This window comes from Paenibacillus dendritiformis, from assembly GCF_021654795.1.
In the GTDB taxonomy this organism is placed as follows: Bacteria; Bacillota; Bacilli; order Paenibacillales; family Paenibacillaceae; genus Paenibacillus_B.
Genome location: NZ_AP025344.1, coordinates 3,428,229 through 3,453,382 on the forward strand (window position 1 = coordinate 3,428,229; position 25,154 = coordinate 3,453,382).

The following is a 25,154-nucleotide window of genomic DNA, read 5'->3' on the forward strand; positions in this document are numbered from 1 at the left end:
GCACAGGCGGCGGCTAGCATAGCTCTACTCGTTATGTTTCATTCTTTTGCGCGACAGCCACATGACCAATGCGGCAGCGCAGAACAACAGGCCAATCCAAGAAGCCAGCGGCGATTTCTCGCCCGTTGCCGGCAGCATCGGTCCAGCCGAATGATCAGGCTTCTTGCGATCTGCCGGCCGGTTCGCAGGAAGTTCCTTCGAGCCTGGTTGCTCTTCCGTTCCCGGCTCCTCTTCCGTGCCCGGTGTGCCTGGAACGGTTTCTCCCGGTTCGCTTTCACCCGGATCGGTCTCACCGCCGACTACCGTGTCCGGTCCTTCCACGATTGTGCCAGGGACCGTCTCTCTGTTGTCAGGCGGATTCGTGCCCGGAGTGGTACCGCCGGAACCCGGATCTGTCGTTCCGCCACCGTCTGAACCCGGACTTTCCGGATCAGGGCGTTCCGGCTCCGGCTTGCCGCCGGACTTGACCAGACCCGCGTCAATGGTCAGATTCCGCTCCCCGTGACCGAGCATAATAACATCCGTCCAGCCGTCGGCATTGGCTTTGGAATTGCGCGCCGGGTCGTTTCCGGCTCCCTTGATCGTGAACTTGTAACCATCCGGCAGTTCAAAATGAACGATGTAGGTTCCGGCGGACAAGTTGTCGAATAAATAGTAGCCATCATACACGGCCTCGGTTACGGATGGCCCGTATACATCCCCTGTTACCGTGCCCCCGTATGTGGTATCCGTTACCGTCTTGTATACGGATTGGGTCACGGTCGTCGCCAACAGTTCACGGTTGCTGTTGTACAGTTTGACCGTCACGCCGTTCAAGCCAACCTCGTCTTCATCCTGAATGCCGTTGCCATTCTTGTCAATCCAGACATAATCGCCAAGCGCACCCGTTCCTGGCGCTTCCGGCAGCGGGATAAGCCCGGCATCGATATTCTGGTTCTTCTCGCCGTGCGCAAGCTCAATCACATCGGTGCGGCCATCGTCGCGGGTGACGTCGGAATCTTTGCCGCGATCGTCGCCCTGGTGCGGTATCGTCCATTTATGGCCGTTCGGCAGGATGAACTTCACGACATATTTCCCGGCCGGCAGCTCCGTGAACAGATAATATCCTGGCTTGCCGTTTTTGTTGTCCGTCGTGGTGCGTTTTAGCAAGCTGCCGTTGTCATCGTACAGCTCCACCTTCACGCCATTCAGGCCAATCTCGTCTTCATCCTGGATGCCGTTGCCGTTCTTGTCAATCCAGACATAATCCCCGATTTCCCCCGTCTCCGGCATGACCGGCAGCGGGACGAGCCCGGCATCGATGTTGTGATTCTTCTCGCCGTCGCCCAGCACGATTTCATCCGTGTAGCCATCCTCGTTGATCACGTCGGAATCTTTGGCCGGATCATTGCCTTGATGCGGCTTCGTCCAGCTATATCCGTCCGGCAGAATAAACTTCACGACGTATTTGCCGGCAGGCAGATTCGTAAACAGATAGTACCCTGGCTTGCCGTCGAAATTGTCATTCGTGATCGTCTTGTTAAGCAGCTTGCCGTTGCTGTCGTACAGCTCAACCGTTACCCCGTTCTTTCCTTCTTCATCATCATCCTGAATGCCATTGCCGTTTTTGTCGATCCAGACGTAATCGCCGATTTCGCCTTTACGGCTATCTTTAATTTTTACGCCGACTTTTTTCGGCTCCGCCGGCAGCAGCGGACTTCCGTTATCTGCCCGCTTCGCCGTAAAGCCGAACGAGTTCCAGGCAATCTCGTTATCGCCGCTTGGAGCGCCGACCGGCGCGCTCATTTCCCATACGACTTCCTTGCTCTCCCCTGGCATCAGCACCAAGTCGTTATCGAGCACGAATTTGAGCGCCCGGACTGTCGTCAGATCCTCTGGCGGTTCAGCGGACCAGCTTCCGCCTTCCAGCGAGACGGATTCATCCGTGCTGTAATACACCGTCACCGCTTTCGGCGCGGTTACTTTTTCCGTCAAGACCGGACTCCATTTGCTTTCGCGCGGCGTCTTGTCAATGACTCCGGTATCGCCGATTCGAGGAAGGGCGTCCACAATCGTGACGTCTTTGACCCCAACGGTGCCTTTGTTCGTCACGACGACCTTATACTTGATTTTTCCGCCCGGCGTAACGGTTCCGGTATCCGGATATTTCGTCCAATTGTCTTCGTCCAAATCTCCCTGCACATATTTGACGGATTCGAGATTCGTCGCGGAGTTGACATGGATGTCTGCCCCGTCATATACATACCATTTGCCGTCTTTATAACGCTGCTGGACAAAATTATAGTAATTGTTCAAGTAATCATGTTCATCGGACGTGACTTCCACTTCATTATGAATCGTCCCCGTCGTTACCCCTGCGCTTACTTTCGCCTGGAAAGTCAGCTCGATCCACTGTCCCTTCTTCAGCGTCAGCGGACCATTGTCATCCCAATACCATGTGAGCGAAGTCGTTCCCTCCGGGCCTTGAGAATCCGACTTGAAGCGGGGTGGCGGCGGATTCACTCCTTCGCTGCCCGTTACTTGCACCGAATCGTCCACATACGCAAGCTCTTTCGGCAGCAAGTCGGTCACGATTGGATTGCGAAAATCCACATCGATCAAGTTCGGGTTGGTTACCCGAATCTTATAGGTGGCTGTCTCGCCCGGTTTCAATGCAGTGCTGGACGCCACTTGCTTATCCACCATAATCAGCGGGCGATCCTCAACGGCAAGCACCTTCACTCTGGCGGCGTTTTCCTGCGGCTTGCCATTGAATAGATAGGTCATCACCGCATAGTTGACAATCTGCTTCCGGTCTTTAGGGCTTTTTTCGTTCTCGGGAAGACCATTTAATCTATCAATTTCAGGGAAGTTTCCTTCATACTCCTTGTACGGTATATCGGAAAATTTCCCAAAAACGTAGTCCTCAAGCTGACGATATTCCCCTGTCTTCTTGTACTGGACTTCCAGCTCGCTTTTTTGCTGGAAATCAATCGGAACATCGCCGAACACGAGGCGGATCCCTCTCACATTCTTGCCGTCGGCCTTCAATACTCGCGGCTCGGCATTCGCGGGGATCGTCTCCCACTGCTCCCAATCGCCTTCCGCCGGCTTTTCCTTGGCGGTGTACTGAATAACATACTCATCAATTCCCGCAAATCTCGCTGTTTGAACCTGAACAAATTCGAGGCCCTGCGGCGTCAAATCCTCCAGCTTGGCATTCTCCAGCCTCATATTCGTCTGGTTGGCGATATCTCCGATTCGATAGGAAATGGTTTGCCCCGTGATCAATTCCTTGGCGGAGCCTTCGTTGACGGATTTATAGATCCACAGATTGCCTGTCTGCGGCACATCGACAAACCCGTGCTTCGCTTCCGCCTCATCCGTGACAGGCTCGTTCTCTCCCACTGGCTTGAACGAGACTGCCGCCTGATTCACGACTTCTTTATCAGGCTTATCCTTCAAAATATCCTCGGGATACTTCACTTTCACGAAGATTTCTTTGTAGGACCCGTCTTGGCCCAGCTTGCCGATGTTCCAGGTAAGCTTCCCATTGTCATGAGCCGTATACTCGGGGCGCGTCGACAAGAGCTCGGCTTCCGCCGGCAGCATATCGGTGATCACGACGTCATCCAGATTCAGATTGCCATAGCCGTCCTTTTTCGTATCGGAGAACAGGATCCGGTATTCCACGGTGCCTCCGGGCTGCGGCTTCACATGAGCCACGGGTCGGTACTGTTCCTTTTTCAGCTCCCATGCGGCCGATGCTTCCGCTTTGACAGTCACTTCGTTCGACGGCTTGCCGTCCGGCGTCTGTTCGCTATGGAAGAGCGCCTGCGTCGTTGCCTCCGTCCCGTTCGGCGTCACATAATTCGGGAAGCGGACATTGACCTGCAGCGTTCCCGTCGATCCCGGCTCCAGCGCCTCCGCAAACGTAAACGTAACCGTCCCCGCAGCGGGATCATGCACCGCGGTTGCTCCGCCGCTGTTCACGACACCGGCATATTCGACTTCCTCCGGTATCGGGAGAACAATCTGCGCCCCGTCATACTGTTCCGTCGTGCTTGACACGCTGTATTCAATATCATAAGTAAATAATTGCCCCGATAGCACGGACGGCACGGAACTCTTCAGCACGATCTGGATCGTGTCTCCGCCATTTTCCTCGCCGCCGGGAACGTCATCCGCGAGCGCGGTCATGGGCATCAGCAGGATGTTGCACAACAGCAGGAAAGCCCACACCATGGCTTGAAATCGTATTGACCTTCTCATTTTTCCAGACTCTTCCTTCCCTTGAAATCAATCATTCTTCTTTCCCTTGCGCCTTGATGGAGAAAAACATCCTGTTACTTCTCCAGCTTCATTACATCGCCGGTCTCACGCACAACATCAAGCCGATTGAAGCGGCGTCCGAATGTTCGGCTGCGGTGTCTCGCCACAAAAGAGCGTCTGTCCAGCCAGCCAACCTCTTCGGGTTAACCGCTCCTTGCCGATCTTCAACGAAGATTCCGTGGCTCCCCCCGGAACAGGCTCCCGCATCGGTTGTGCCGACGGCAACCGTGCCGCCTTCCGGGATCCCTTCCGTAGAAAGGTCCGCTTCATCTTATTCTGCTGCAATGGAGATAGGAAAATAGTTGTGGGGGGGAGATGTTCTGGAACCATGATCAAGATCAACCTGACGAGCAATATTAGAAGAGCGGCCGGATTCCAGAGCTTTACGTCGACGCGATTCTGCATTGGATCATTCGTTCACCTCCTCTTGCGCACGGTTCATGCCAGCCATGAGTGCCCTATGTAATAGGCATAAGTATCATATCAAACCTAACTACACCATTTCTCAACAAAAATGGAAGCGTTGTCCGGAGCGATTTATTTCGCCGCCGGAATTTTATTGTTTTTATGGCGGTACATTTTCCGATCAGCGGCATCCAGAATGTCGGTGAGGTTGCGATTTTTATCCGAGTAAACCTCGAATCCGACCGAGAAGGTTACGTTAATGTTCAGTTCTTTGGAGAGAGTTGCCAATTTGTCGGCGAAATAACGCTGCATAATTTTCATGCCGGAGGAACCGTCGCTGAGCATAATCACAATAAACTCATCACCGCCCCATCTCGCTATGTAATGTTTTTTCTCGAAGCCTTTTCTTAAGATTTCGGCCGTTTTTTTCAGGATGAGATCGCCGGTGCCGTGACCATAATGATCATTGATGTATTTGAATTTGTCGATGTCGATAAAAAAGATGGTTATCGTTTGCGATTTGCGTTTCGCTTTCGCTTTTATTTTCGCGAAATTTTTCACGATGAATCTGCGGTTGTATACTTTCGTCAGCGCGTCTCTTTCCGCTTCCCTTTTCACCAGCTCATACTTGCGGCCGAACCACCAGATAAATACGACCTGGATGAGTAAAGAGGCAAATAAGACGAAATCCACATCGCCAATCAAATAGAAGATATAGGCATAGACCGAGGCTAAAATCGTCAGCATGCCAAATCGGATATAAGCGTTCCTTTTGTTGCCCATCACTATCAACCCTTTACTCTGGTAACTCCATATTCAAACGTCCAGTAATAGTTCAATAGAAAATTGCTTGGCGGAACGACGAAAATGACGAGCAGTTGTCCCAGCACATACGGCCATTGCATCCATTCCACCGCAGCGTACATCACCCCCGTATTCATCAGCAGACCGACCGATGAGACGACCGCGTATTTGATAAAAGCCGAACGCCCTCCCCGCGTCTCGCCGAATGTCCACAATAAGTTCAATAGGTAAGACACGATAAGCACAATCAGGAAGCCGATGGCGGAACTAATAATCGGATCAAATCCAAGCCATTCTACCAGCAAGACAAGCACTCCAATATGCAGTAGAGTGCCCAGTACGCCGACGACGCCGTATTTCATCATTTTTTTAACCATAACAGTTCGCCGCCGCTTGCGGGCATCTCCGTTTCTCGAGCCGCGATCCGCTCCCCGATAACATAGCGCGGCCGCCCCTTCGCTTCATTGTAAATCGATGCGATATACTCGCCGATAATGCCGAGGCTGACCATAATGATGCTGCCGATAATGAGCTGCAGCAGAATGACGGTCGTGAAGCCGGTTACCGCTTCGCCGACGACCTTGCGGTACAGCGTCTGCACGCCGAGAATAACCGCCCCGATCAAAAATAGAATCCCCGCCAGCGTCACAAAGCGCAGCGGCAGCGACGAGAAGGAGGTCACGGCTTGGACCGCCAGCTTGACCAGTCCCAGGAAGCTCCAGCGCGTCGTGCTGCCGGCGCGTTCCGGAACTTCGAACTCAATCTGGGTTCTGCTGAAGCCGAGCCAGGCCGTCATGCCGCGAAAGAAAGTTTTGCGCTCGGGCATATTCCGCCAAGCTTCCACAACCTTGCCGTCCAGCAGCTTGAAGTCCGATGCGCCGCGCAGGTCGAAGCCCGACAAGCGGTTCAATATATAATAAAACGACGCAGAGCCCAATTTGTTGCGCAGCGGCTCCTTCCCGCGGCTTCGCTTCACGCATTCGACGATTTCATAGCCTTCTTCCTTCCACAGGCGCACCATTTCCTCCAGGAGCGAAGGCGGATGCTGGAGATCCGCATCCATCACGATGACGGCGCGGCCTCTCGCATGCTCCAGCCCTGCGCATAACGCAAGCTCCTTGCCGAAATTGCGGCTTAAGCGGATCGCGGACAATTCGGCAAAGCGCCGGCAGGTCTCCTCAATCCGCAGCCAGGTCCGATCCGTCGAGCCGTCATCGACGATAAGCATTTCGAAGCTCTCCCCAAGCTGTGCCAACTGTTCGCGAATGATGGCCAACGTTCCATCAATATGAACTTCCTCGTTATACACCGGGACAACGATCGTAATATCCGGTCTCATTGCTCACTCACACCCGCTTTTTTCTTTACTTTGTACAACCGCCACAGACCGCCGTTTTCATCGCCGAACTCCTTGTGGAGCTCGCACCATTCCGCCCCTTTTTCGTAGAAATCAGGGTATAACCGGTTATCTGCGCTGAGAGCGGAGCTGATATTCGGCTTCGGGCTTAGAATATAATCGACGCCCTGCCCTTGCGGATCCGCCAATGCATCGCGGAAATTAAAATCGCTCGTAATAATGTACCGGCCCGGTTTCTCGCTGTTCAGAATGATATAGAAGGCGGAATACGAATCCATTAAAATTTTGTCCTGCCGCAGTTCGCTGTCCAAGTAACGCGCAACCTCGCGGTCCACTTCCTGCAGATTGGCATGCTCTTGCGCATGCAGCATTTTATTCTCATCCGGCGCGATGTCCGGGTTGAACCAGGCCCATGTCAGCACCGCGGCCGACAGTATCAGACTCGCCAGCGCGATCCCCGAATTCCACGGCGACTTCTTCACCTTGCTCAGCTCATAAGGAATCCAGGCGACCGTAATCGGAAATACGTACATAAAATACCGGAACCATCCGAACGAGGTGCCTTTGACAAGAAGCAAATACTGTAAGGCCACAATGGATAACACCATCGCCGCCAAGCCGGCAAGCTCCCATAGATGGGCCCTGCGGTTGATAATGCGAAGCACCACGACGCCGACGAGCGGAATGGAGAAGAACGCCATCTTCTTCAGCACGAAGACCAAACTGTTGAGCGGGTGGCCGATGAGATGCATGAATTGCTGATCGGTAGCCAGCATCGCCGACTGCTCCACGTTCGAATATTCGGAGTTCAAGAAATAGAACGGATTGCCCATAATGAGATAGTTCAGCAAAATCCAGAGCAAGCCCGAATATACAATCGGCGACCATACCAACGTCATGACGCTTTCGATCTGCTCATATTTGTTCCGGAATCCCGTTCTCCCCGCTTCCGGCTTCTTGTCGGCGCGGAACAGCACGGCGAGTATCACGGTCAGACCCAGACCGATGCCGAAGGGCACCGCTTCGTACCGCGTCCAGAACGCCAACGCCAGGGCCAATGACAGCTTCAGCAGGCTGCCGACGTTGCGCTCCTTCAGCCAATAAGTCAGATGAACGACCGAGTACATCGTAAAAAAGATAAACGGCGCGTCGCTCAATCCGTTCATGCCGAACAAAAACATAAACGGGTTGAATGCAAACAAAAGACTTACGGCGACGCTTACCCACCGGGATAAGCCGTGGGAATCCCCGGCCTGCACCAACAGCGCCGCCGTACATCCCGCGAACATGCTGGACATGAACACCCCTGCCAGGCCGGAGGAAGCCAGCGCCGGAAATAATGGATAAAAAGCTAAAAAGGCGATTTCCACCAGGCTGGGCAACGGATTCCACACGAAGCCGATGGCTCCGAGATGGGGATCGCCGCTATACAGCACGTAGAAGGCGTTGGCGACCCGGCTCATCGCGTCCGTATGCACATAGCCGATATGATGGCTGACATAATATCCCGCGATCCATTCGGTCACGAACACAACGGCGAAGACGAGCCAATACACAAGCGGGGACGTGCGCTGTTGGACCGCAGCCGGCAATAAGTCAGGCGAACGATAGGATGCTGCGACTTCCATTTACACTCCAACATCCTTTCCAGTCATTTGTTGAACAACCACATCCGGCTCCGTCAAGCCGTGTGTCGTTTTTTCCCAATAGAACGGCCGGGTAATCAACTGCCACAACGCTTTTAGAACGGCGATGCTCATCAATACCCAATAGATGGGGGTCAAAAAGGCGTATTTGACGATGCCGTAAGAAAACACGCGTTCGTTCTTCCGTTCCATCTCGTCAATCACCCAGTACACCCCGGCCGCGTTGCTTAAGATGAATAAGAAGTTCCCAATCAAAAACTCGATAGCCGCGATGTAGTAAATGATGCCGGGGAAAAATTTCGGCACAAACTCCATTTCCCAGCCGTACCATAGAATGAGCAGCGCCCAGAAGATCGGATTGAGCAGCGGAAGAAGCGGGGCGGACAAGACCATGACCTGAAAACCGAAAAAACCTCTGGGGCCCAATTCCTGCCACAATTTGAGCGGATTGCGCATATGGACAAGCCAGGTCTGCATATACCCCTTAATCCACCGGGAGCGCTGCCGTATCCAATTGCCTACGCGGCTGTTCGCTTCCTCCCATGTTCGCGAATCCACAATGGCCGTCATGTAGCCCTTCTTGTACAAGCGGATGCCCAGATCGGCGTCCTCCGTTACATTATACGGATCCCACGCGTTGAGCTCTTTCAGCACCGAGGTTTTAAAATGGTTGGAGGTTCCGCCGAGCGGAATAGGCAGATTCAGCTTCATAATTCCGGGCAGGAGAAGTTCGAACCACATGCTGTATTCTTGGGTGAACCAACGCGTCATCAAATTTTGATCGCTGTTGAAATAATTCAATTTCGCCTGCACACATACGACATTCGATGGGCTATTGCGGAAAGCCAGAAACACTTTCTTCAATTGATCCGGATCCGGGCGATCCTCCGCGTCATAGATGACGACATAGTCTCCCCGGGCGCGGATCAACCCGTAATTGCATGCCTTCGGTTTTGTTTTCGGCAAGCTATGCGGAACGACAAGCACCGTATAGTAGGCCGGCAGCTTCATTCTGGCCAGAAGCTCCTGCGCTTCGACATCGTCTTCTTCGATCAGCAGCCGGACATCCAGCTTGGATTTCGGGTAATCCAGCCGCTCCAGATTGTCCAGCAAATGCGGAATGACATTGCTCTCTTTGTACATGGGGACGAGAATCGTATAGACAGGCAGTTCTTTCTCGTCTATCGCCAGCAGTTCCTCTTCCGTAAATCGAAGCTGGGCCGTGCTTCTCGTTCCTTTTAACGTAATGACGAACTTGAACACGGACATCGCGAAATAAGCGACCTGGACAATAATATTCAAAACGATCAGCGTGGCGAACCAATTCCACAATAGCCCGGTTACAATCATGACCGCGAGCAGCAATATAAAGATAAGCTGCGGCGTCGTAAACGTCACATGCGCCGAATTTTCCGGGTTTTCCTCCATCAGCTTGTCCGTGCTCGCCTGCATCAGTTCCGCTTCATAGACCGATTTCCAGAAAAACTCCATCTCTTCCCGCGTCGCCAACACTTGCTCGAACGGCCCGTCGATATAGGCCTCCAGTTCGGCAATCTGCGTGTCCGTCAACGGAGAGCCGACCGCGATCAGGTACCGGTTCGCCAGCTTATTGATGATGACGGCGTCATACGCGCGCGCCGCCGCTTCCGGCAGCTTCGTCTCCTGCTCGAAGGAATATTCCGAGCCGATGCGGCCGATTTGCTGCTGAGTGGCGATCGCGCGATAGAGCGGACCGGGCTCTATCATTTGCAGCGACAGCAAAATATCGCCCAAGATACCGCCGCTTTTGCGTTGAAATTCAAGCGCTTGATCCAATTGCTCCTGCGTAATGTCCCCGGACTGCACCAGCATCTCGCCGAGCAGCCCCTTCCCGCCGGTGCGCTTCGTCAATCGTTCGACCGCTTCCGGGCTGACATCGTACAGGGCGACTACGTTATCTCCCAACCTGCCCCCGTATTGCTGCTGATGCTCGAGCGCAGAGCGAAGCTGGCTGGCTGTAATCAAGCCCTCGCTGACCAGCAGGTCTCCAAGTCTTCCCGGGGACGACTTCTCCAGTTTCATTTCCTCCACAACTCCCGATTCTAGCGCTTATATTTGATGTGTATACTCGAACCGTACGATATCCTCTTCTTCAATCGAATCCCCGACCTGGATTTCAATCAAGTCGACCGTCGTGATTGCTTTGATGCCGTGCTTTACTCCAGGCAGAATCCGCACCACATCGCCGGCGCCCGCCGTGAAGCTGAGCCCGTCAATCGTCACTTCCGCCTTGCCTCGCACGATGGTCCACATTTCGCTCCGCTTGTAATGCACTTGATAACTAATCTGCTTGCCGGCGTAAATATGCACCCGCTTCGTCAAGGATTGCTGGTCCTGGGTCGGTTCGCCCAGATGAATAATGCTGTACCAGCCGTACAGCGTCTCCTTGTACATCGGCCGCGTGGATACGGTCTGAACCATCTGCTTGAGGCGGGCGCTTTCCGCCTTGTCGGAGATTAAAATGCCGTCCGGCGAAGCGACGACGACCGCGTTCGAGACCCCGAGCACGACGACGGGGATATCCAGTTCATTAATGACATGCGTATTTTCGCTGTCGCTGCTGACCACGCCTTTTCCGTACAGCTGCTCCTTCATCTGCTCGGTCCAGTCGTTCCAGGTCCCCAGATCGTTCCAGCGGCCCGCGAACGGCTTGACGGCAATCCGTTCTTCTTTCTCGACCACCTCATAATCGAAGCTGTTCTGCGGCAGCAAATGATACTGGCTCGCCAATTCGTCATACCGAAGAGGCCATCCGCCCTGCCGCAGGATCCGCAATATGTATTCCAGCCGGAACGCGAACACGCCGGCATTCCATAGCGCGCCCAATCCGATCCACATCTCCGCTTCCGAGGAGGGCGGTTTCTCGATAAAATGCTGTACCTTGAGCAAATGCTCGCCGGATGCTTGTCCGGGCGCGGGAATGATATAGCCGTATTTCTCGGACGGATTCGTGGGGGCAATGCCCATGAGCACGATTCCTTCTTCCGATTGCGCCGCGATAGCGGCCATCGTTTTGAGCTCCTCATAGTAATCGTCGTCCACATCGACATCGACAGGCATGACGACGATCGCCTCATCCCCGGACATCCCCATCTCGCTGTGCAGATACGTGCAAGCGAGCGCGATGGCGGGGAACGTGTCCCGCCGCTCCGGCTCCAGGACGAGCGGCGCCGCCGCGCCAAGCTGGCTCAATATTAATTCCTCCTGCGTCCCCGCTGCCGCGATAACCGCGGAGTGCTGCAGGCCTGCCCCCTCAATCTGCTGCCAGACTCTCTGCAGCATCGACAACCGGATGCGCTCATCTTCCTCGATGGAACGGTTCACTTTAATGAACTGCTTGGAACGACTGTCATTCGACAGCGGCCATAACCGCTTCCCGCTGCCGCCGGATAACAAAATCAACTTCAACCAATTCTCCTACTTTCATAAAATAATTGATAGTTGACAAAATTCTGTGTGTTTTTACATAGATCCATTGAACCATATCCACCTCCACACTTTCTGAACATTTTCAGAATGTAAAAAAAAGCCGCCTTCCGTCTTCATTTGACGAAAGGCGACCTTGGCATGCGCGAACCGCGCACTCTCACATATCAAGCTTGACTAAAATGTTACCCGCTCATCGGCATCGCCACCCAATGCCCCTTCGCCACCTCGACCAGCTCCGATTGGTCGAGCTGATCGTTGTCCGCTTCGGGCTGCTCCTCCATCAGCACCCGTTTTTTGGCGGCTTCGACCTTCGGATCGGGAACCGGAATCGCCGCCAGCAGCGACCTCGTATACGGGTGCTGGGGATTCGCATACAGCTCCTCGCTCTCGGCCAGCTCGACGATCTTGCCCATATACATCACGGCGACCCGATCGCTGATATGCTTGACCATCGACAGATCATGGGCGATGAACAGATAGGTGAGACCGAGACGCTGCTGGAGCTCCTCCATCAGCTTTACGATCTGAGCCTGAATGGAGACATCAAGCGCGGACAGCGGCTCGTCGCATACGATGAACTTCGGCTCGACCGCCAGGGCGCGCGCGATTCCGATGCGCTGACGCTGGCCGCCGGAGAATTCATGCGGATACCGCATCGCATAGGAAGGATCGAGCCCGACCATATCGAGCAGCTCTTCGACCCGCCTCTTCCGTTCCTGCTTGCTTCCCGCCAGCCGATGGACATCGAGCGCCTCGCCGATAATATCCAGTATTTTGAATCTTGGATTGAGCGAAGCATACGGATCCTGAAAGATCATCTGCATATAGCGCCGCATCGTCTTCATCTCCTTGGCGGACATCCGGTTCACGGCCATTCCTTGATATAAAATATCGCCGCCTGTCGGCTCATGCAGGCGCAGAATGGAGCGTCCGGTCGTCGATTTCCCGCTGCCCGACTCCCCGACGACACCTAGCGTCTCCCCTTCGCTGATATGGAAGCTGATATCATTGACCGCCTTGACGATGTTCCCCTTGCCGAGGTCGAAATATTGCTTGAGCGATCGCACCTCCAGCAGCGGGCGCGCATCGTCCGCATCCTTCTTCACCGTGAGCGTTGCAGGCTTCGGTTTCTTCTTCTCGTCCAGACGCGGGAGCGCGCCAAGCAGCTTGTTCGTATACGGATGCTGCGGGCTGGCGAAAATCTCTTCTGTCGTCCCCGTCTCGACGACAGTCCCGTCCTTCATGACGGCGACCCGATCGCACATGCCGGCGACGACCCCTAGATCATGCGTGATCAGGATGATGGAAGTGCCCAACTGCTGCTGCATATGCTTCATCACATTCAAAATCTGCGCCTGAATCGTCACGTCCAGCGCCGTCGTCGGCTCATCGGCGATGAGAAGGGCAGGCCGGCAAGCGAGCGCAATCGCAATCATGACGCGCTGGCGCATCCCTCCGGAGAATTCATGAGGATACTGATGGTAGCGCCGATCGCTGTTGCGGATGCCGACCAGCTTCAGCATCTCGATCGCCTGCCCCTTCGCGGCGGCGGCCGACAGCTTCCGATGCTTGATCAGACCTTCCTCGATCTGTCTTCCGATCGTCATCGTCGGATTCAACGAGGTCATCGGATCTTGAAAGATCATGCCCATATCCCGGCCACGGATGCTCTCCATTTCCTTGTCCGTGTATTTTTCCACATTTTCTCCCAGGAATATGACTTCGCCTTCTCTCATATACGATACTGAAGAAGGAAGCAAGCGCATAATCGAACGAGCCGTCACGCTCTTGCCGCTTCCCGACTCCCCGACAATTCCGAGCGTCTCTCCCTGATTGAGCTCGAAGCTGACATCGCGAACGGCCTGAATCTCCTTGTCGCGCGTCAGAAAAGTTACCGATAAATTGTTGACCTGTAAAATCGTATCCATTTCACTCACCCGCCTGAACGTCCGTTATCGATTCTACTAGAAATTTGAACATGAGCTTCCATAACCGTGTTGACAAAACCTTAAAATAAAATATACTATATCCATCGGAATTATACAATTTAAAAAAGGAGGCAGCAAGAGTCGCTATGGAGAGTACGCAAGCAGCCAGAAATTCCGGTTCAGCGACCCGCATCGGGAACGCATGCAATAAAATGCTATTGAATCCATCCTATAAATATGCCGTTCTTCTGCTTGGCCTGCCTGTGCATCTCATCGTGTCCATCCTCTATCTCATCCGGCGAAGGCACGATACATACGCCTGTGCCAGAGAGAAGATCGAGAGCGAGCTTCTCGCATCCGGCTACAGGGAACGGCTCCGTGCCGAGATCGAGGATCAGACGCTGCGGAAGCTGGCCTTTTTCGGACGGCAGACGGATAAAGCATCGGCTGCGCGGGAAATCGAGAAATGGACCGAGGCGGAATTCTGCAAGACGGTGACCGAGCGAACGGCTGCGCACTTGAGACAGAGCGGGGGGCGGAAAATCACCTATGCGGACACCTTCGTTTCGCTGCTGGGCCAGCCGCTGTTCTTCGTCTTCTCGATAATTCTCGGTTTTCCCATGTATTTACTCCTATTGTTCTACAGCAATTCTTACCTCAAATACATTTTCGAGCGCCTCGTAATGAGCCTGTTCGTGATTATCGGGGTTGCCGTCCTTGTATTTACGCTGCTGCATCTGTCGCCGATTCATCCGGCCGCCAATATTCTCGGCGAGACCGCAACCGCGGAGCAAATCGCTTCCTTCAATAAGTTGTACGGGCTGGACCAGCCGTATCTCGTGCAGCTGTGGAACACGATGAAGGGAATCGCGACATTCGATCTCGGCAAGTCGTTCGCGGGCAATGAAGAAGTGACGTCAGCCATTGCAGGCAAATTCCCGATCACGCTTCAGTTGACCGTCATCTCGCTGCTGCTTGCCGTAATCATCGCCTTGCCGATCGGAATCATCTCGGCGGCGAGACCGAACTCATTTTTTGATTACACGTTCATTTTTATCGCCTTAATCGGTTTGTCCATTCCGAACTTTTGGCAGGGGCTCATCTTCATCTTGAACTTCTCGATCAAGCTGCAGTGGCTCCCGGCGACCTACAACCCGCAAAATTGGCTGTCCATGATTATGCCGGTCGTCGTGCTGGGGACGGGCTTGACGGCCGCCGTGGCCCGGATGGCCCGCTCGTCCACGCTGGAAGTCATTCACGAGGATTATATTTTGACCGCCCGGGCCAAAGGGCTGAGCGAGCGCCAGGTGCTGCTTCGGCACGCCGTCACGAACGCCCTCATCCCGGTCATTACGGTCATCGGGCTGCAGTTCGGCGGCATGCTGGGAGGAGCCGCCGTGACGGAGAAAGTGTTCAATATAAGCGGGATCGGCAGCTACATCGTGGACAAACAATTTATTCCCGACATTCCGAGCATTATGGGCGGGGTCGTCTACACCGCGATCACCATTTCCCTGGTCAATATGCTGATTGATGTGATGTACGCCTTCTGCGATCCGCGCATCCGTTCGAAGATGAGACAATATTGAAAGGCGCGATCAAAAGCGGCCCCTTGAAGAACCTTTAAAAGCAGGTGTAACCATGACTAAGTTGCAACAACCCAGACAGGAGAAAAAGCGCAAGCTGAGACTCTCCCAGGAGTATACCCACTCGAGCTTCGCCTGGATCGTCTCGGCCGCCTTGTCCGCCGTTCTGTTCCTGAACAGCTATGACTGGGCCGCCAAGACGGTCAACCGGTATACGCTGGCCGCTGCCGTCATCTGCCTGGGCTTCGGCCTCATTCAGTTGATCATCACGGCCATGCTGCGAAGCGATCTGCTCCGGCATGGATCGATTCGCGGACGGACGCGGGCGCTGGCCTGGATCCAGCTCCTCAGCGCCTTGACGGGCAACGTATTCGTCGCAGCTTGCGCGTTCACTCTGATCAAGAAGGAGAAGAGCTCCGAGTATACGATCGCTGTCTATATGCTCCTCACCCAGTTCTATGTTATCGCTATATCGGGCTTGAATATATTCAAGCCTTATGTGGCCGATGCCTTCCCGCTGTCGATGCTGGCCCTAATCGGAATCGCGGTCTTCCAGTTGGCGGCGCTCCTGCTCGTGGCTGCCAAGGTGAAGCGGCATTACGCCCCTTCCTGGATGGCGGCCATTGCCGCAGCGCTCATCCTGACCGCGCTGACCGGGAATCTGTTCGCGCTGCTGCTCGGGTGGAACCTGATCGCGAAGATACGCCGGAACAGCAATCCGGCCGAGGTGAAATGGGAGGAAGTGTGGGAGCGGCTGACCGGAAATGCGACCGCGATGTCCGGCCTGTTCTTCATCGTGTTCCTGTTCTCGATTAGCGTCTGCAGCTTCTTCACCTTCGACTACGGCATGGCGGTCGAGAACAACTACGGCGCGATTCTGCAGGCTCCAAGCCTCGCCTATCCGTTCGGAACGGATAACTTCGGGCGGTGCCTGTTCTCGCGCATCATATTCGGTGCCCGCATCTCGCTCATCGTCGGGTTCCTGTCGACGGCGATACCGGTTATCATCGGCGGAACGCTCGGCGCCATCTCCGGATATTTCGGCCGGCGGACCGACAACATCATCATGCGGCTGCTTGACATTCTGTACGCGATTCCGGGAATCCTGCTGGCCATTGCCATCATCGCCGCATTCGGGGCCAACACGGTCAATCTTATCCTGGCGCTCAGCATCGGGTCGATTCCGACTTACGCGCGAACGATGCGGGCGAACGTCCTGCAGGTGTCGACCTACGAATACGTCGAGGCGGCGCGGGCGTTCGGCTCCAGCCATGCCGCGATTATATTCAAGCATATCGTGCCGAACTCGCTGGCCCCGATGATTGTCAAATCGACGCTCACGATCGGCGGCGCCGTCATCTCGACGAGCAGCTTAAGCTATCTGGGACTCGGCGTAGAGCCGCATATCCCCGAGTGGGGCAATATTTTGAAGCTGGGAAGCGCCTATCTTGAATCCCATGCCTATCTCGCGGTTTACCCCGGCCTGGCGATCATCGCCTTGGTCCTGTCCTTCAACTTTTTGGGAGACGGGTTGCGGGACGCGCTCGATCCGAAGATGGGATAACGATACACATACTTCTTACCCAGGAGGAATCATCATGAAGAAAAGGTCATTATTCATTGTCATGCTTGCCATCGCCCTCGCGGTGACCGGCTGCACGGTGAACACCAAGTCCAATACGGAAGGCCAGAACAAGCCGGCTCCGGATGCGGGCGGCAAGCCGGCGGCCGAGAGCGCCGTCGAAATCGAACTGCTCGGCATGAGCTCGGGGCAGGACGACATCAACATCATCCGCGATCAGCTGACGAAGAACGGCTTCAACGTGAAGCTCAACCTTCAGCCGGATTACGGCAGCTTCAAGGCCCAGGAGGAGGCCGGCAACTTCGACATCTCGCTCGCCGGCTGGACAACGGTGACAGGCAATCCGGACTATGCGGTCCGTTCCCTGTTCAAATCGGGCGGCGACTACAGCATCCTCTCCGATCCGGAGATTGACGAACTGATCGAGAAGGCCGCTTCCGAGACCCCGGATCAATATGCGGACACCTACAAGCAATTCGAGCAGAAGCTCGTATTCGATAAAGCCTATATTGCGCCGCTTTACATTTCCGTCAAGAGCCAGGCGTTCAATAAAGAGGTGTTGAAGGAGAAGTCGGTGCGGCTGTCCAAGTCCCGCTCCTTCGCCTGGGAGGATGTGGACTTCAACGATACGTCCAAGCGGGACACTGATCCGCTGCTGCTGACGCAGACGAACCCGACCTTGACGTCGCTCGATCCGATCAAAGGGAATGACGGCTCGATCAACATGATCAATACAAATATGTACGTCCGGCTCATCAATCTGACCGATGACGACAAAATAACGGCGGACGGTTCACTGTCCCGCGCGTACAGCATTGCCGAAGGCAATTCCGAGTATTACTTCATCCTGCGCGACGATATCAACTTCGCCAAAGTAAGCGACAAAAAGGCGGTCGATTCCGGCGAGCGCGTAGGCGCTGACGATGTCATCTTCTCCTTGAACCGCGCCAAGGACAAAAATTCGGTGCCGGATCACCGCACGTACAGCCTTCATGAACATATTAAAAATGTGGAAATCGTCACGGACGCGGCTGCCCTGGAGCAAGTGAAGGTGTCAGGCGGCAGCGAGACGGTGAAGGAAGCGCTGGAGAAAGAGCTGGATACGAAAATATCGGCTCTCGTAGCGGATAAAAAAGAGGCCAACAATAAGGAAGGAAAATATCAGGTCATTAAGCTGACGACGACGGAGCCCTTCCCTCAGGTGCTCAATTATTTAGCGCATCAGTCGGCGGGCATCGTGTCGAAAAAGCAGGTCGAGAGCATCAATACGTATGATGTCGCCTCCTTCGACGTCAACAAGGATATTCCTTACGGCGATCAAAACACGGTAACCGAAGGCAGCAAATACAACAATACGCTGTATGCAAGCGGACCGTATATTTTGCTGTACAAAAATGATTACGAAGCCAAATTCCAGAAAAACCCGGCCTACATGAAGGGCACCGGCCATGAGCCGAACATAGCCAATGTGACGATGCGCTTCATCAAGGATACGGAGAGCGCCCTCGCGGCACTGCGCAGCGGCGAAGTTCACGTCAACTACGGGGTGCCGGACACGAAATTCGATATCGTGAAGAGCGACAGCAAGCTGAGCCTGCAGACGATTCAGAGCAATGCCGTCTCCTACCTGCTGTTCAATACAAAAAACCGGGACGTGGCAAAGAGCGAGGATCTGCGCAAAGCGGTGCTGTACTCGATTAACCAGGACGAGATTTTGCAATTCTACAATAATAATAAGTTCAAAGCGGCTTCAACGGTCAGCCCGATCGTGCAGACCGGGAACGAACTGAAAGCCGATCCGGCCAAGGTAAAGGAATATTTGGACAAATACAGATCCGCGGCGAAATAACGATCACGAAGGTCCCGGGCATCCTCCATCCGAGAGCCCGGGACCTGGCATATAGGCACGCGTCATGCCCGCCGAGAGGCAAACCTGTCGCAGAAGCTCGTGCCGTCTATCATCCATTGTATGCCGTAATGATCGCTGCCTGGCGGATTCTGGATTATCAGATAAACAAATTCACCCTCCCGTCCGCCGCATCGCCCAGATAGGCGGCCACCCCGCCATATTCAATGCCATCCAAGAGTTCTTCCTGCCGCAGGCCCAGCAAATCCATGGTCATCGTGCAGGCCACCAGCTTCACCCCTTGCTCCTGCGCCAGCTCGATAAGCTGAGGCAGCGACAGCGCTTGATGCTTTTTCATGACATGCTTCATCATTTTCGGGCCCATGCCCAAATAATTCATTTTGGACAACCCCAGCTTGTTCGCGCCTCTCGGCATGAGAAAGCCGAACGCTCTTTCGAGCCATCCCTTCCGTATCTGGACGGCCTCATCCCGCCGCAGCGCGTTCAGCCCCCAGAACGTGAAGAAGATCGTCACTTCATGCTCATAGGCGGCCGCGCCGTTCGCGATGATGAACGCGGCCATCGCCTTGTCCATTTCTCCGCTGAACAGTACAATCGTCGTCTTCGGTGGCGATTGGTTCACTCGCTCCCCTCCTTTCGATTGCGCCCCAGGCAGCCCTGGCCTTGGCTGCGCCGCATCTGCCAAGCCGAAGCGATTGGCAGGCGCCGCTGTGCCGCCTTTCGGCTACCTTTTCCGCACATAAAATTTGAAGACACCCTGTTCCTCTTCCTGTCCGACCATCTCATGGTTTGTCTTTTTTACCCATGCCTGGAAGTCGTTCAGTGAACCTTTATCGGTTGAGATGACCGCCATCACTTCCCCGCTTTCCAGCGCCTCCAGCGCTTTCTTCGCTTGCACGATCGGCATCGGACAGGCCATTCCGCTCGTATCCACCACAGTCGTTACCTTCATCATTTTTCATCTCCCCAATCGATGTTCTTCGCTTACTCGACTTCTCCCATCCACTCATTCATCCCGCCGGACAGATTATGCAGCCCGGTATAGCCGATCGCGGCTAAATATTGGCACGCTCGCATGCTTCTGCCGCCGGCTTGGCATACGACAATCCAGGCCTGCTCCGGATCGAGCTCGCCGATCCGCTCCGGCAATTCACTCAGGGGGACATTCACCGCACCGGGAATATGTCCGTCCGCATATTCTTCCGGCTCGCGGACATCCACGCACCGGGCCTCCTTCGCGTTCAACATCTGTTCCGCCTCGACGGGAAGCACTTCCTTCCATGACATTCCAGCGCACCTCGCCTTCCATATACATATACCTGTATAGGTATATAAACAGTATAATAAGTTCCCTTCCGCTCGTCAAGCGCCGTTGGACAACAGGGAATCCCGCTCTGTCGTGCCCGAGCGGCTCTGGTACGGTTATCCTCGATCTGATAGGATGGAGAGAGGAAAAATAAACGGGGACAAGGAGGATGGCAGGCATATGGAAAACGTGCGCAAAATATTGGAGGAGCAGCGCGTTCCATTCGACATCATCCGGCATAAGCAGCCCATTCGGACGGCCAAGGAAGGCGCTCAGGCCCTCGGGATCGATATCGGTCAGACGGCGCCTGCGTTGGTGCTCAAGGCGGACGGCGAATATGTGGTGCTGATTATATCGGGTGCGCGGGGGCGTATCGATTTGGAGGCCCTAGCTGGCAGGCTCGGGCGCGGCAAGCTGGAGCTTGCCTCACGGCTTGAGGCGCGTGAGGCGACGGGGTATGAGGCGGGGGCGATTCCGCTTGCCGGCCATGCGATGCCCTGCCTCGTAGACAAGCTGCTGTATCGATACCCATGGATCTATGGGGGAACGGGTGAACCGGCAACAACCTTGAAGCTGGACCCGAGAGACCTGAGCAAGGTCAATCACGTCGTGGCTTATCTGGAGGCTGACAGAGCGTGAGGCCGGAATGATGCCGTTCCTCACGCGTTGCGGGTACAGGCCGGGCTTGGGCACGCCGAATCGGCCCGCTGGCCCGGTACTGGTACTGACCGTACCGGGCTCGTTCACCGGGAGCGCTTCTTGTTCGATGCCTGTCCATGCCGTTTGAAAACGGATCTGCCCGTTCAAGCTTTCTTTGGGTCCGCGCCTCCTCCGATTCTTGCGGTCTTACCCCTGATTGCCCCGCAAGGCAACGAATACTTCGATCTCATTGTCCTCCGAGTCGGGCCGGTAGCGCTCATCCCACACCTCAAAGTCATATCCGGCGGGCTCGCGCCCATGTTCCCGCATCCACTGCCCGTACAGCAGATCATAGGTCTGCCCCAGTTCGCATTCTCGCCCGCGGTGCGTCATCGTGACATAGTCGCTTTCCGGAAAGGCGCGCACCGCCATTCCATCCGGCGCCGCCGTAACCTCCGGCACAAGATAGCCGATAATCTGCGTGAACGGGTCAACCTGCGGATTGAAATCCGGCTTCATCGGATAGATCTGCACGAGGTGGATATTATCCGAAACACGCCCCGCCAGTTCGGCCCTGCGGGCAAGCATCGTCTCGCAGGCAAGCTTGCCCATCTTCTTGTCGGCAATCGTCTCGAGATTCGCTTCGAACTCGACTCCGGCGATAGTGAAACCGGGTGCCGTCACAATGGAGGGCTGCCCCTTGCCGCCGACCCGCCCCTGATTCGCGAAGCCGCTTGTCTCGCCATACACTTTCTTGTCCTTGAATGACATATCCCTCATCCCTTCTCTCAAAACTAAAATTAGTTCACCCATATTTCCGAATAGTACGCTTTCATGAACAGATGCAGCTTTTCAAGCACAGCGATTCCTTGCGCCTCCGCCTCCTTGGCTTCGCGCAGCCATTCGATGGCCCGATCGGCCGTTCTCCCATCCTTCGGCTGTCCGCCATCGGGAAAAGGAAACATCAGGCGGAACTCCGCGAAGGCGGCGGCCGCCAGCTCATAATGTCGCGCGGCTTCAGCCGCCATCTGGCGAACTTGACGCTCCACGATATTCGATCCGTCCCAGCGGAACGACAGATCCAGCAGGAAGCGGGCGGCGAACTCGCGGGCATCGGCGATGACCGCCGTATTGAACGCGTTGCCGTGTTCATCTGCGCAGCGACGCTCCATGACCGCGATCCAGGCGTCGTATCCGGCCAGCCCTTGAGCGAACCGCCGCTCGAAAACATGCGTCCACTCCCTGCCCCGGGCATGATCGATAATCATATCAAGCGCCATGCGAAGCATCTCGTATTTGGAATGCGGCAGACTCTCGCTTATCGTCGTCACGAACAGCAGATCGATTTTCGGTTCGGCGAAGCGGGTGTAGGGCAGCGTCCCGTCTTTGGCCTTGTCCTTGCAGTATAGAAGCTGCGCTTCGTCATCATAACCGTAAATCAAGCCGAATTCCGGCGTGAACAAATCGAATGATATTGCCGGCACGCCCCGGTCAATGGAGTCTTGTACAAGCGCAAGCGCGCGCTCCGCCTTCTCCGGCGGAATCGGAGCTGCCGGATCGGCGAGACAGCTCGTGAAGCCGAGATTGCACAGATTGCGGCGGAGAATGTAGCCGCCGGGAAAGGAGGTCGGCCCGGCCGCGTTGATCGCACCCGGATCGATGTTCATGCGGAAGGCATGCCCGGTATATCCCATCACGTCTACCAAGCTCAGATGCTTCTTATCGGTATAGCTTACCGCTCCATGAACCGCCGCGGCAGCGGAGGTCCAGGTCGCGTTCCAGTCCCTGTCCAGTGTCATAAGCATATTCAGCTCCTTGCGAGTCAGATTCGGGGCGGAGTCAAAATGTTGCGCCGGGGCAAGCCAAGCTCCCCTCTTCTCTGCACATACATCTGGATGGAAATCCGGGTTCGCTCTCTATGAAGCTTCGCCCGGGAACGCGACAACAGATTGTAGACATTGGCGGTAGTCATCTGAAATAACGCCGCAATCTCGTGCGGAGGCAGCTCTCCAAAAAAACGGGCCTCGAATATGTCCCGCTCCCGCTTGGTTAAACAGTGAATCAGCAGACGGATGCTCTCCAGCGTTTCTTTGCGGATCAGGCAGTCCTCCGGATGATGCCTCCTCGAAGCTTCTTCAGCGGCACGAGTGGCCAGCCGGGCCATAATCTGATCGAGATCGCCCCAGTCGGTCGGCTCCAGTCCATATCCGGCCGCCGCAGCTTGCTTCTCCCGCGGCCCCAGCGAAGCGTACGGCTGCTCCTTGCCGAAGGGGCCGCCCCGGCGCAGCTTCATATACGCCTGGTTGCGCACGATGCGCCGCAGCCACGGCGTGAACCGGTCTGAATTCGCGAGCGTGCCCATATGCAAGAACGCGCGAAGCAACGCTTCCTGGACGATATCCTCGGCGAGATGGGAATCGCCCGTCAGCCGTCCAGCCCAGCCCAACGCCTTCGCCCGGTTCCTCCGCACCAGCTCGCCGAACGCTTCCTGATCGCCGGCGCGCGCCTGTTCGACCAATACATGATCGGGGCTCTCCTGACCCGGCGTCCGAGGCTGCGAATCCGCCCGTTCAATCGCCGTCTTATCCAACTATATCCCCCCCTGTATTCTTGATGCCGTACGCGTGAGTTGTCTATCATGGTTCCGAAAAAATTTGACTTTCTTCCTCATTTCACTTCAATGGCACACAACGACGAAATCCCGCCGTCCCCTCCCCCTCCGATAGCTGTTGAACTTGCTCCAATATATCCATCAACGCCCCGGTAAATCTCGTCTTCTGATCCAGCATCGTGGCATGCCCTGCCTCCGGAATGGAATAGAACTGCTTCCGCGGCGCCTCTATCGCGGAGAAAAAATCCAGGGCCAACGGATAAGGGGTCTGCCAATCCTGCTCCCCATGGATATAAAAGACGGGAATGCGATATGCCGTTCCGAGCGCGCGCAGATCAAAGGATTCAACCAAGTATTTCCAAAGGTGACGCTGCGCTTCTCCCATCGCTTTGGCTTTGAAAAAAATGCGGGTATCCCGCAACGAATAAAACGGGGAACATAAGGCGCTTGCGACCAGTTCGAAGGATGGGCCTGCCGCGAGCTTATATTTGGCCTGGTACTTGCGCAGCTTCATCATGGCCTTATACCATTCATCCGTGAATTCAACCAGCGGGTATGGCTCCATGCGAAGAAGCGCTTCCGCGTCTGTCCGGTTGCCCGCCGCTTGCGCCGCTGCCAGCGCTTTGTCGAAGCCGATGCGTTCATTGTCGAGCATATTGACCACCTGACCGACACCGATATAGGCCTTCACCATCTCGGGATAGGCTTGGACGAACTGGCTGCCCAGCACCGAACCCCAGGAGTGGCCCATGATAATAATTTTCGACTGACCGTACTTTTTTTGCAAATACGCCACGACTTGGCGCGTATCCTCAACCATTCGCTCCACAGTCGTTGTCGGCGTAACCTGGGCCGGATCGTTGCTGAGGTATGTTTTTCCGCTGCTTCTCTGATCCCAGTGGACGACGGTCACCCGCTTCTCCCACGGCAGCTGGAACTCCTGGGCGAAGGGCAGCATCGGCGATCCCGGGCCGCCATGCAGGAACAGCAGGACCGGATTGTCCGCGCTCTCGCCGCGGTGATGCAAATATTGCGGGATGCCGCCAATCGTGACGAACTCCCTGCAATCAATGCCTTTGCCCGCGGAAGAAATTCGGATCCGGTCAGCGTTCCTTTTTTTCTTCCAAGCCACGAATCCAGCCACTCCGGCAAGCAATGCCGTTATTACACTTATCGCGATCCATATAATCCGCATATGCGCCTCCTTTTGGCCTGCCTGACTTTCTATATCGAAGGTGCGTCTGTCTTCCTTAAGACTCATTTCAGACGGGCAGATGAATTCCTCTTGTGATAGGGAATATTTACCTTCGAATTTAGACGCTGGAATGGATAGCTCCCCCTTCGGCAGGCTGTTGAGGGGAGACGCCGCTGCGAGAGCTGGCAACATCATAACTTCCCCTTCCATCTTTTACAAGAAAAAAAACAAGCCGCTTCTGCCCCGCTCTCTATGCCGCGTCTAAAGCCATCTGTCCGCAGACAGACTATTGACAGCACCTTATGCACTGTAATATGATGGGTGACAAATTCAAAGCGATGATCTGGAGCAGTAGCGTGAAGCTGGAGCCGACAGAGAGCTGTCCCTTGGCTGGAAGGATGGCGGCTGCAATTGCGTGAACGACACCAGAGAGCGCCGCCTGAACGCAG

19 protein-coding genes and 1 other annotated feature (1 of these 20 only partly in view) are annotated in these 25,154 nt (G+C 55.1%); of the genes, 4 read left to right on the forward strand and 15 right to left on the reverse strand.

Translation table 11 applies throughout. From position 1 onward, the window contains the following. Positions 1-24: 24 nt before the first annotated feature. From L6439_RS15065 to L6439_RS29340, 8 genes are all read right to left on the reverse strand, one after another. Positions 25-4,251, reverse strand: a complete 4,227-nt coding sequence (locus L6439_RS15065) for an SdrD B-like domain-containing protein (RefSeq protein ID WP_213468341.1) — start codon at positions 4,249-4,251, stop codon at positions 25-27. Between the two features lie 597 nt (positions 4,252-4,848). Next, a complete protein-coding gene (locus L6439_RS15070; protein ID WP_168180663.1) occupies positions 4,849-5,499 on the reverse strand; it encodes a GGDEF domain-containing protein in 651 nt (216 codons plus the stop codon). A 5-nt stretch (positions 5,500-5,504) separates the two neighbouring features. Next, positions 5,505-5,897 (reverse strand): GtrA family protein, encoded by a 393-nt coding sequence (locus L6439_RS15075; protein ID WP_237096486.1) that lies wholly within the window; start codon positions 5,895-5,897, stop codon positions 5,505-5,507. After that, positions 5,882-6,859, reverse strand: coding sequence for a glycosyltransferase family 2 protein (locus tag L6439_RS15080; protein WP_213468340.1), 978 nt, complete (start codon positions 6,857-6,859; stop codon positions 5,882-5,884). The genes L6439_RS15075 and L6439_RS15080 overlap by 16 nt, the downstream gene beginning before the upstream one ends. Further along, on the reverse strand, positions 6,856-8,505 hold the full coding sequence (locus L6439_RS15085; protein ID WP_213468339.1) for a hypothetical protein: 1,650 nt from the start codon (positions 8,503-8,505) through the stop codon (positions 6,856-6,858). Before L6439_RS15085 ends, L6439_RS15080 begins: the two co-directional genes overlap by 4 nt. Next, positions 8,506-10,584 (reverse strand): cyclic di-GMP-binding domain-containing protein, MshE-related, encoded by a 2,079-nt coding sequence (locus L6439_RS15090; protein WP_213468338.1) that lies wholly within the window; start codon positions 10,582-10,584, stop codon positions 8,506-8,508. Positions 10,585-10,611: 27 nt separating this feature from the next. Next, positions 10,612-11,970: a sugar phosphate nucleotidyltransferase gene (locus L6439_RS15095; RefSeq protein ID WP_213468337.1), complete on the reverse strand. Its 1,359-nt coding sequence runs from the start codon at positions 11,968-11,970 to the stop codon at positions 10,612-10,614. 203 nt (positions 11,971-12,173) lie between these two features. After that, entirely contained in the window at positions 12,174-13,919 is a 1,746-nt protein-coding gene (locus L6439_RS29340) for an ABC transporter ATP-binding protein (protein ID WP_213468336.1), read from the reverse strand. Between the two features lie 146 nt (positions 13,920-14,065). Between L6439_RS29340 and L6439_RS15110 the strand changes: the two genes are divergently transcribed. From L6439_RS15110 to L6439_RS15120, 3 genes are read left to right on the forward strand one after another with little or no spacing between them, the layout of a single operon-like run. Beyond that, complete coding sequence (locus L6439_RS15110; RefSeq protein ID WP_213468335.1) at positions 14,066-15,508, forward strand: ABC transporter permease; 1,443 nt, start codon at positions 14,066-14,068, stop codon at positions 15,506-15,508. Between the two features lie 52 nt (positions 15,509-15,560). Further along, positions 15,561-17,069 (forward strand): ABC transporter permease, encoded by a 1,509-nt coding sequence (locus L6439_RS15115; RefSeq protein WP_213468334.1) that lies wholly within the window; start codon positions 15,561-15,563, stop codon positions 17,067-17,069. Between the two features lie 34 nt (positions 17,070-17,103). Further along, positions 17,104-18,936 carry an ABC transporter substrate-binding protein gene (locus L6439_RS15120; RefSeq protein WP_213468333.1) on the forward strand — a complete coding sequence of 611 codons (1,833 nt, stop codon included), beginning with the start codon at positions 17,104-17,106 and terminating at the stop codon, positions 18,934-18,936. 157 nt (positions 18,937-19,093) lie between these two features. Here L6439_RS15120 and L6439_RS15125 read toward each other — a convergent pair whose 3' ends face one another. The 3 genes from L6439_RS15125 to L6439_RS15135 form a co-directional block, all read right to left on the reverse strand. Next, on the reverse strand, positions 19,094-19,528 hold the full coding sequence (locus L6439_RS15125; protein ID WP_237096926.1) for a DsrE/DsrF/DrsH-like family protein: 435 nt from the start codon (positions 19,526-19,528) through the stop codon (positions 19,094-19,096). 150 nt (positions 19,529-19,678) lie between these two features. Then, entirely contained in the window at positions 19,679-19,906 is a 228-nt protein-coding gene (locus tag L6439_RS15130; protein WP_168180653.1) for a sulfurtransferase TusA family protein, read from the reverse strand. A gap of 32 nt (positions 19,907-19,938) precedes the next feature. Next, a complete protein-coding gene (locus L6439_RS15135) occupies positions 19,939-20,241 on the reverse strand; it encodes a rhodanese-like domain-containing protein (RefSeq protein WP_168180652.1) in 303 nt (100 codons plus the stop codon). Positions 20,242-20,440: 199 nt separating this feature from the next. On the opposite strand from L6439_RS15135, the gene L6439_RS15140 reads away from it, so the two are divergent. Continuing rightward, the gene (locus L6439_RS15140) at positions 20,441-20,899 is read left to right on the forward strand and encodes an aminoacyl-tRNA deacylase (RefSeq protein ID WP_168180651.1); all 459 of its coding nucleotides are present in this window, start codon (positions 20,441-20,443) and stop codon (positions 20,897-20,899) included. Positions 20,900-21,106: 207 nt separating this feature from the next. On the opposite strand, the gene L6439_RS15145 is transcribed toward L6439_RS15140, so the two are convergent. The 4 genes from L6439_RS15145 to L6439_RS15160 form a co-directional block, all read right to left on the reverse strand. Further along, positions 21,107-21,670: a GyrI-like domain-containing protein gene (locus L6439_RS15145; RefSeq protein ID WP_213468331.1), complete on the reverse strand. Its 564-nt coding sequence runs from the start codon at positions 21,668-21,670 to the stop codon at positions 21,107-21,109. A gap of 29 nt (positions 21,671-21,699) precedes the next feature. Then, positions 21,700-22,698 carry a hypothetical protein gene (locus tag L6439_RS15150; protein ID WP_237096487.1) on the reverse strand — a complete coding sequence of 333 codons (999 nt, stop codon included), beginning with the start codon at positions 22,696-22,698 and terminating at the stop codon, positions 21,700-21,702. A 23-nt stretch (positions 22,699-22,721) separates the two neighbouring features. Further along, complete coding sequence (locus L6439_RS15155) at positions 22,722-23,489, reverse strand: RNA polymerase sigma factor (protein ID WP_168180648.1); 768 nt, start codon at positions 23,487-23,489, stop codon at positions 22,722-22,724. An 82-nt stretch (positions 23,490-23,571) separates the two neighbouring features. Continuing rightward, positions 23,572-24,705, reverse strand: a complete 1,134-nt coding sequence (locus L6439_RS15160; protein ID WP_213468329.1) for an alpha/beta fold hydrolase — start codon at positions 24,703-24,705, stop codon at positions 23,572-23,574. A gap of 329 nt (positions 24,706-25,034) precedes the next feature. Next, positions 25,035-25,154 (forward strand) — a binding site (T-box leader); it runs 101 nt beyond the window's last position.

Bases quoted from the DNA above. Each gene is read 5' to 3' on its own strand.
- L6439_RS15130 (WP_168180653.1), bottom strand. From the start codon at position 19,906: ATGAAGGTAACGACTGTGGTGGATACGAGCGGAATGGCCTGTCCGATG.
- L6439_RS15090 (WP_213468338.1), bottom strand. From the start codon at position 10,584: ATGAAACTGGAGAAGTCGTCCCCGGGAAGACTTGGAGACCTGCTGGTC.
- L6439_RS15075 (WP_237096486.1), bottom strand. From the start codon at position 5,897: ATGGTTAAAAAAATGATGAAATACGGCGTCGTCGGCGTACTGGGCACT.
- L6439_RS15115 (WP_213468334.1), top strand. From the start codon at position 15,561: ATGACTAAGTTGCAACAACCCAGACAGGAGAAAAAGCGCAAGCTGAGA.
- L6439_RS15085 (WP_213468339.1), bottom strand. From the start codon at position 8,505: ATGGAAGTCGCAGCATCCTATCGTTCGCCTGACTTATTGCCGGCTGCG.
- L6439_RS15150 (WP_237096487.1), bottom strand. From the start codon at position 22,698: ATGACACTGGACAGGGACTGGAACGCGACCTGGACCTCCGCTGCCGCG.
- L6439_RS15110 (WP_213468335.1), top strand. From the start codon at position 14,066: ATGGAGAGTACGCAAGCAGCCAGAAATTCCGGTTCAGCGACCCGCATC.
- L6439_RS15140 (WP_168180651.1), top strand. From the start codon at position 20,441: ATGGAAAACGTGCGCAAAATATTGGAGGAGCAGCGCGTTCCATTCGAC.
- L6439_RS15080 (WP_213468340.1), bottom strand. From the start codon at position 6,859: ATGAGACCGGATATTACGATCGTTGTCCCGGTGTATAACGAGGAAGTT.
- L6439_RS15070 (WP_168180663.1), bottom strand. From the start codon at position 5,499: ATGGGCAACAAAAGGAACGCTTATATCCGATTTGGCATGCTGACGATT.
- L6439_RS15135 (WP_168180652.1), bottom strand. From the start codon at position 20,241: ATGTCATGGAAGGAAGTGCTTCCCGTCGAGGCGGAACAGATGTTGAAC.
- L6439_RS15145 (WP_213468331.1), bottom strand. From the start codon at position 21,670: ATGTCATTCAAGGACAAGAAAGTGTATGGCGAGACAAGCGGCTTCGCG.
- L6439_RS15160 (WP_213468329.1), bottom strand. From the start codon at position 24,705: ATGCGGATTATATGGATCGCGATAAGTGTAATAACGGCATTGCTTGCC.
- L6439_RS29340 (WP_213468336.1), bottom strand. From the start codon at position 13,919: ATGGATACGATTTTACAGGTCAACAATTTATCGGTAACTTTTCTGACG.
- L6439_RS15125 (WP_237096926.1), bottom strand. From the start codon at position 19,528: ATGGACAAGGCGATGGCCGCGTTCATCATCGCGAACGGCGCGGCCGCC.
- L6439_RS15065 (WP_213468341.1), bottom strand. From the start codon at position 4,251: ATGAGAAGGTCAATACGATTTCAAGCCATGGTGTGGGCTTTCCTGCTG.
- L6439_RS15120 (WP_213468333.1), top strand. From the start codon at position 17,104: ATGAAGAAAAGGTCATTATTCATTGTCATGCTTGCCATCGCCCTCGCG.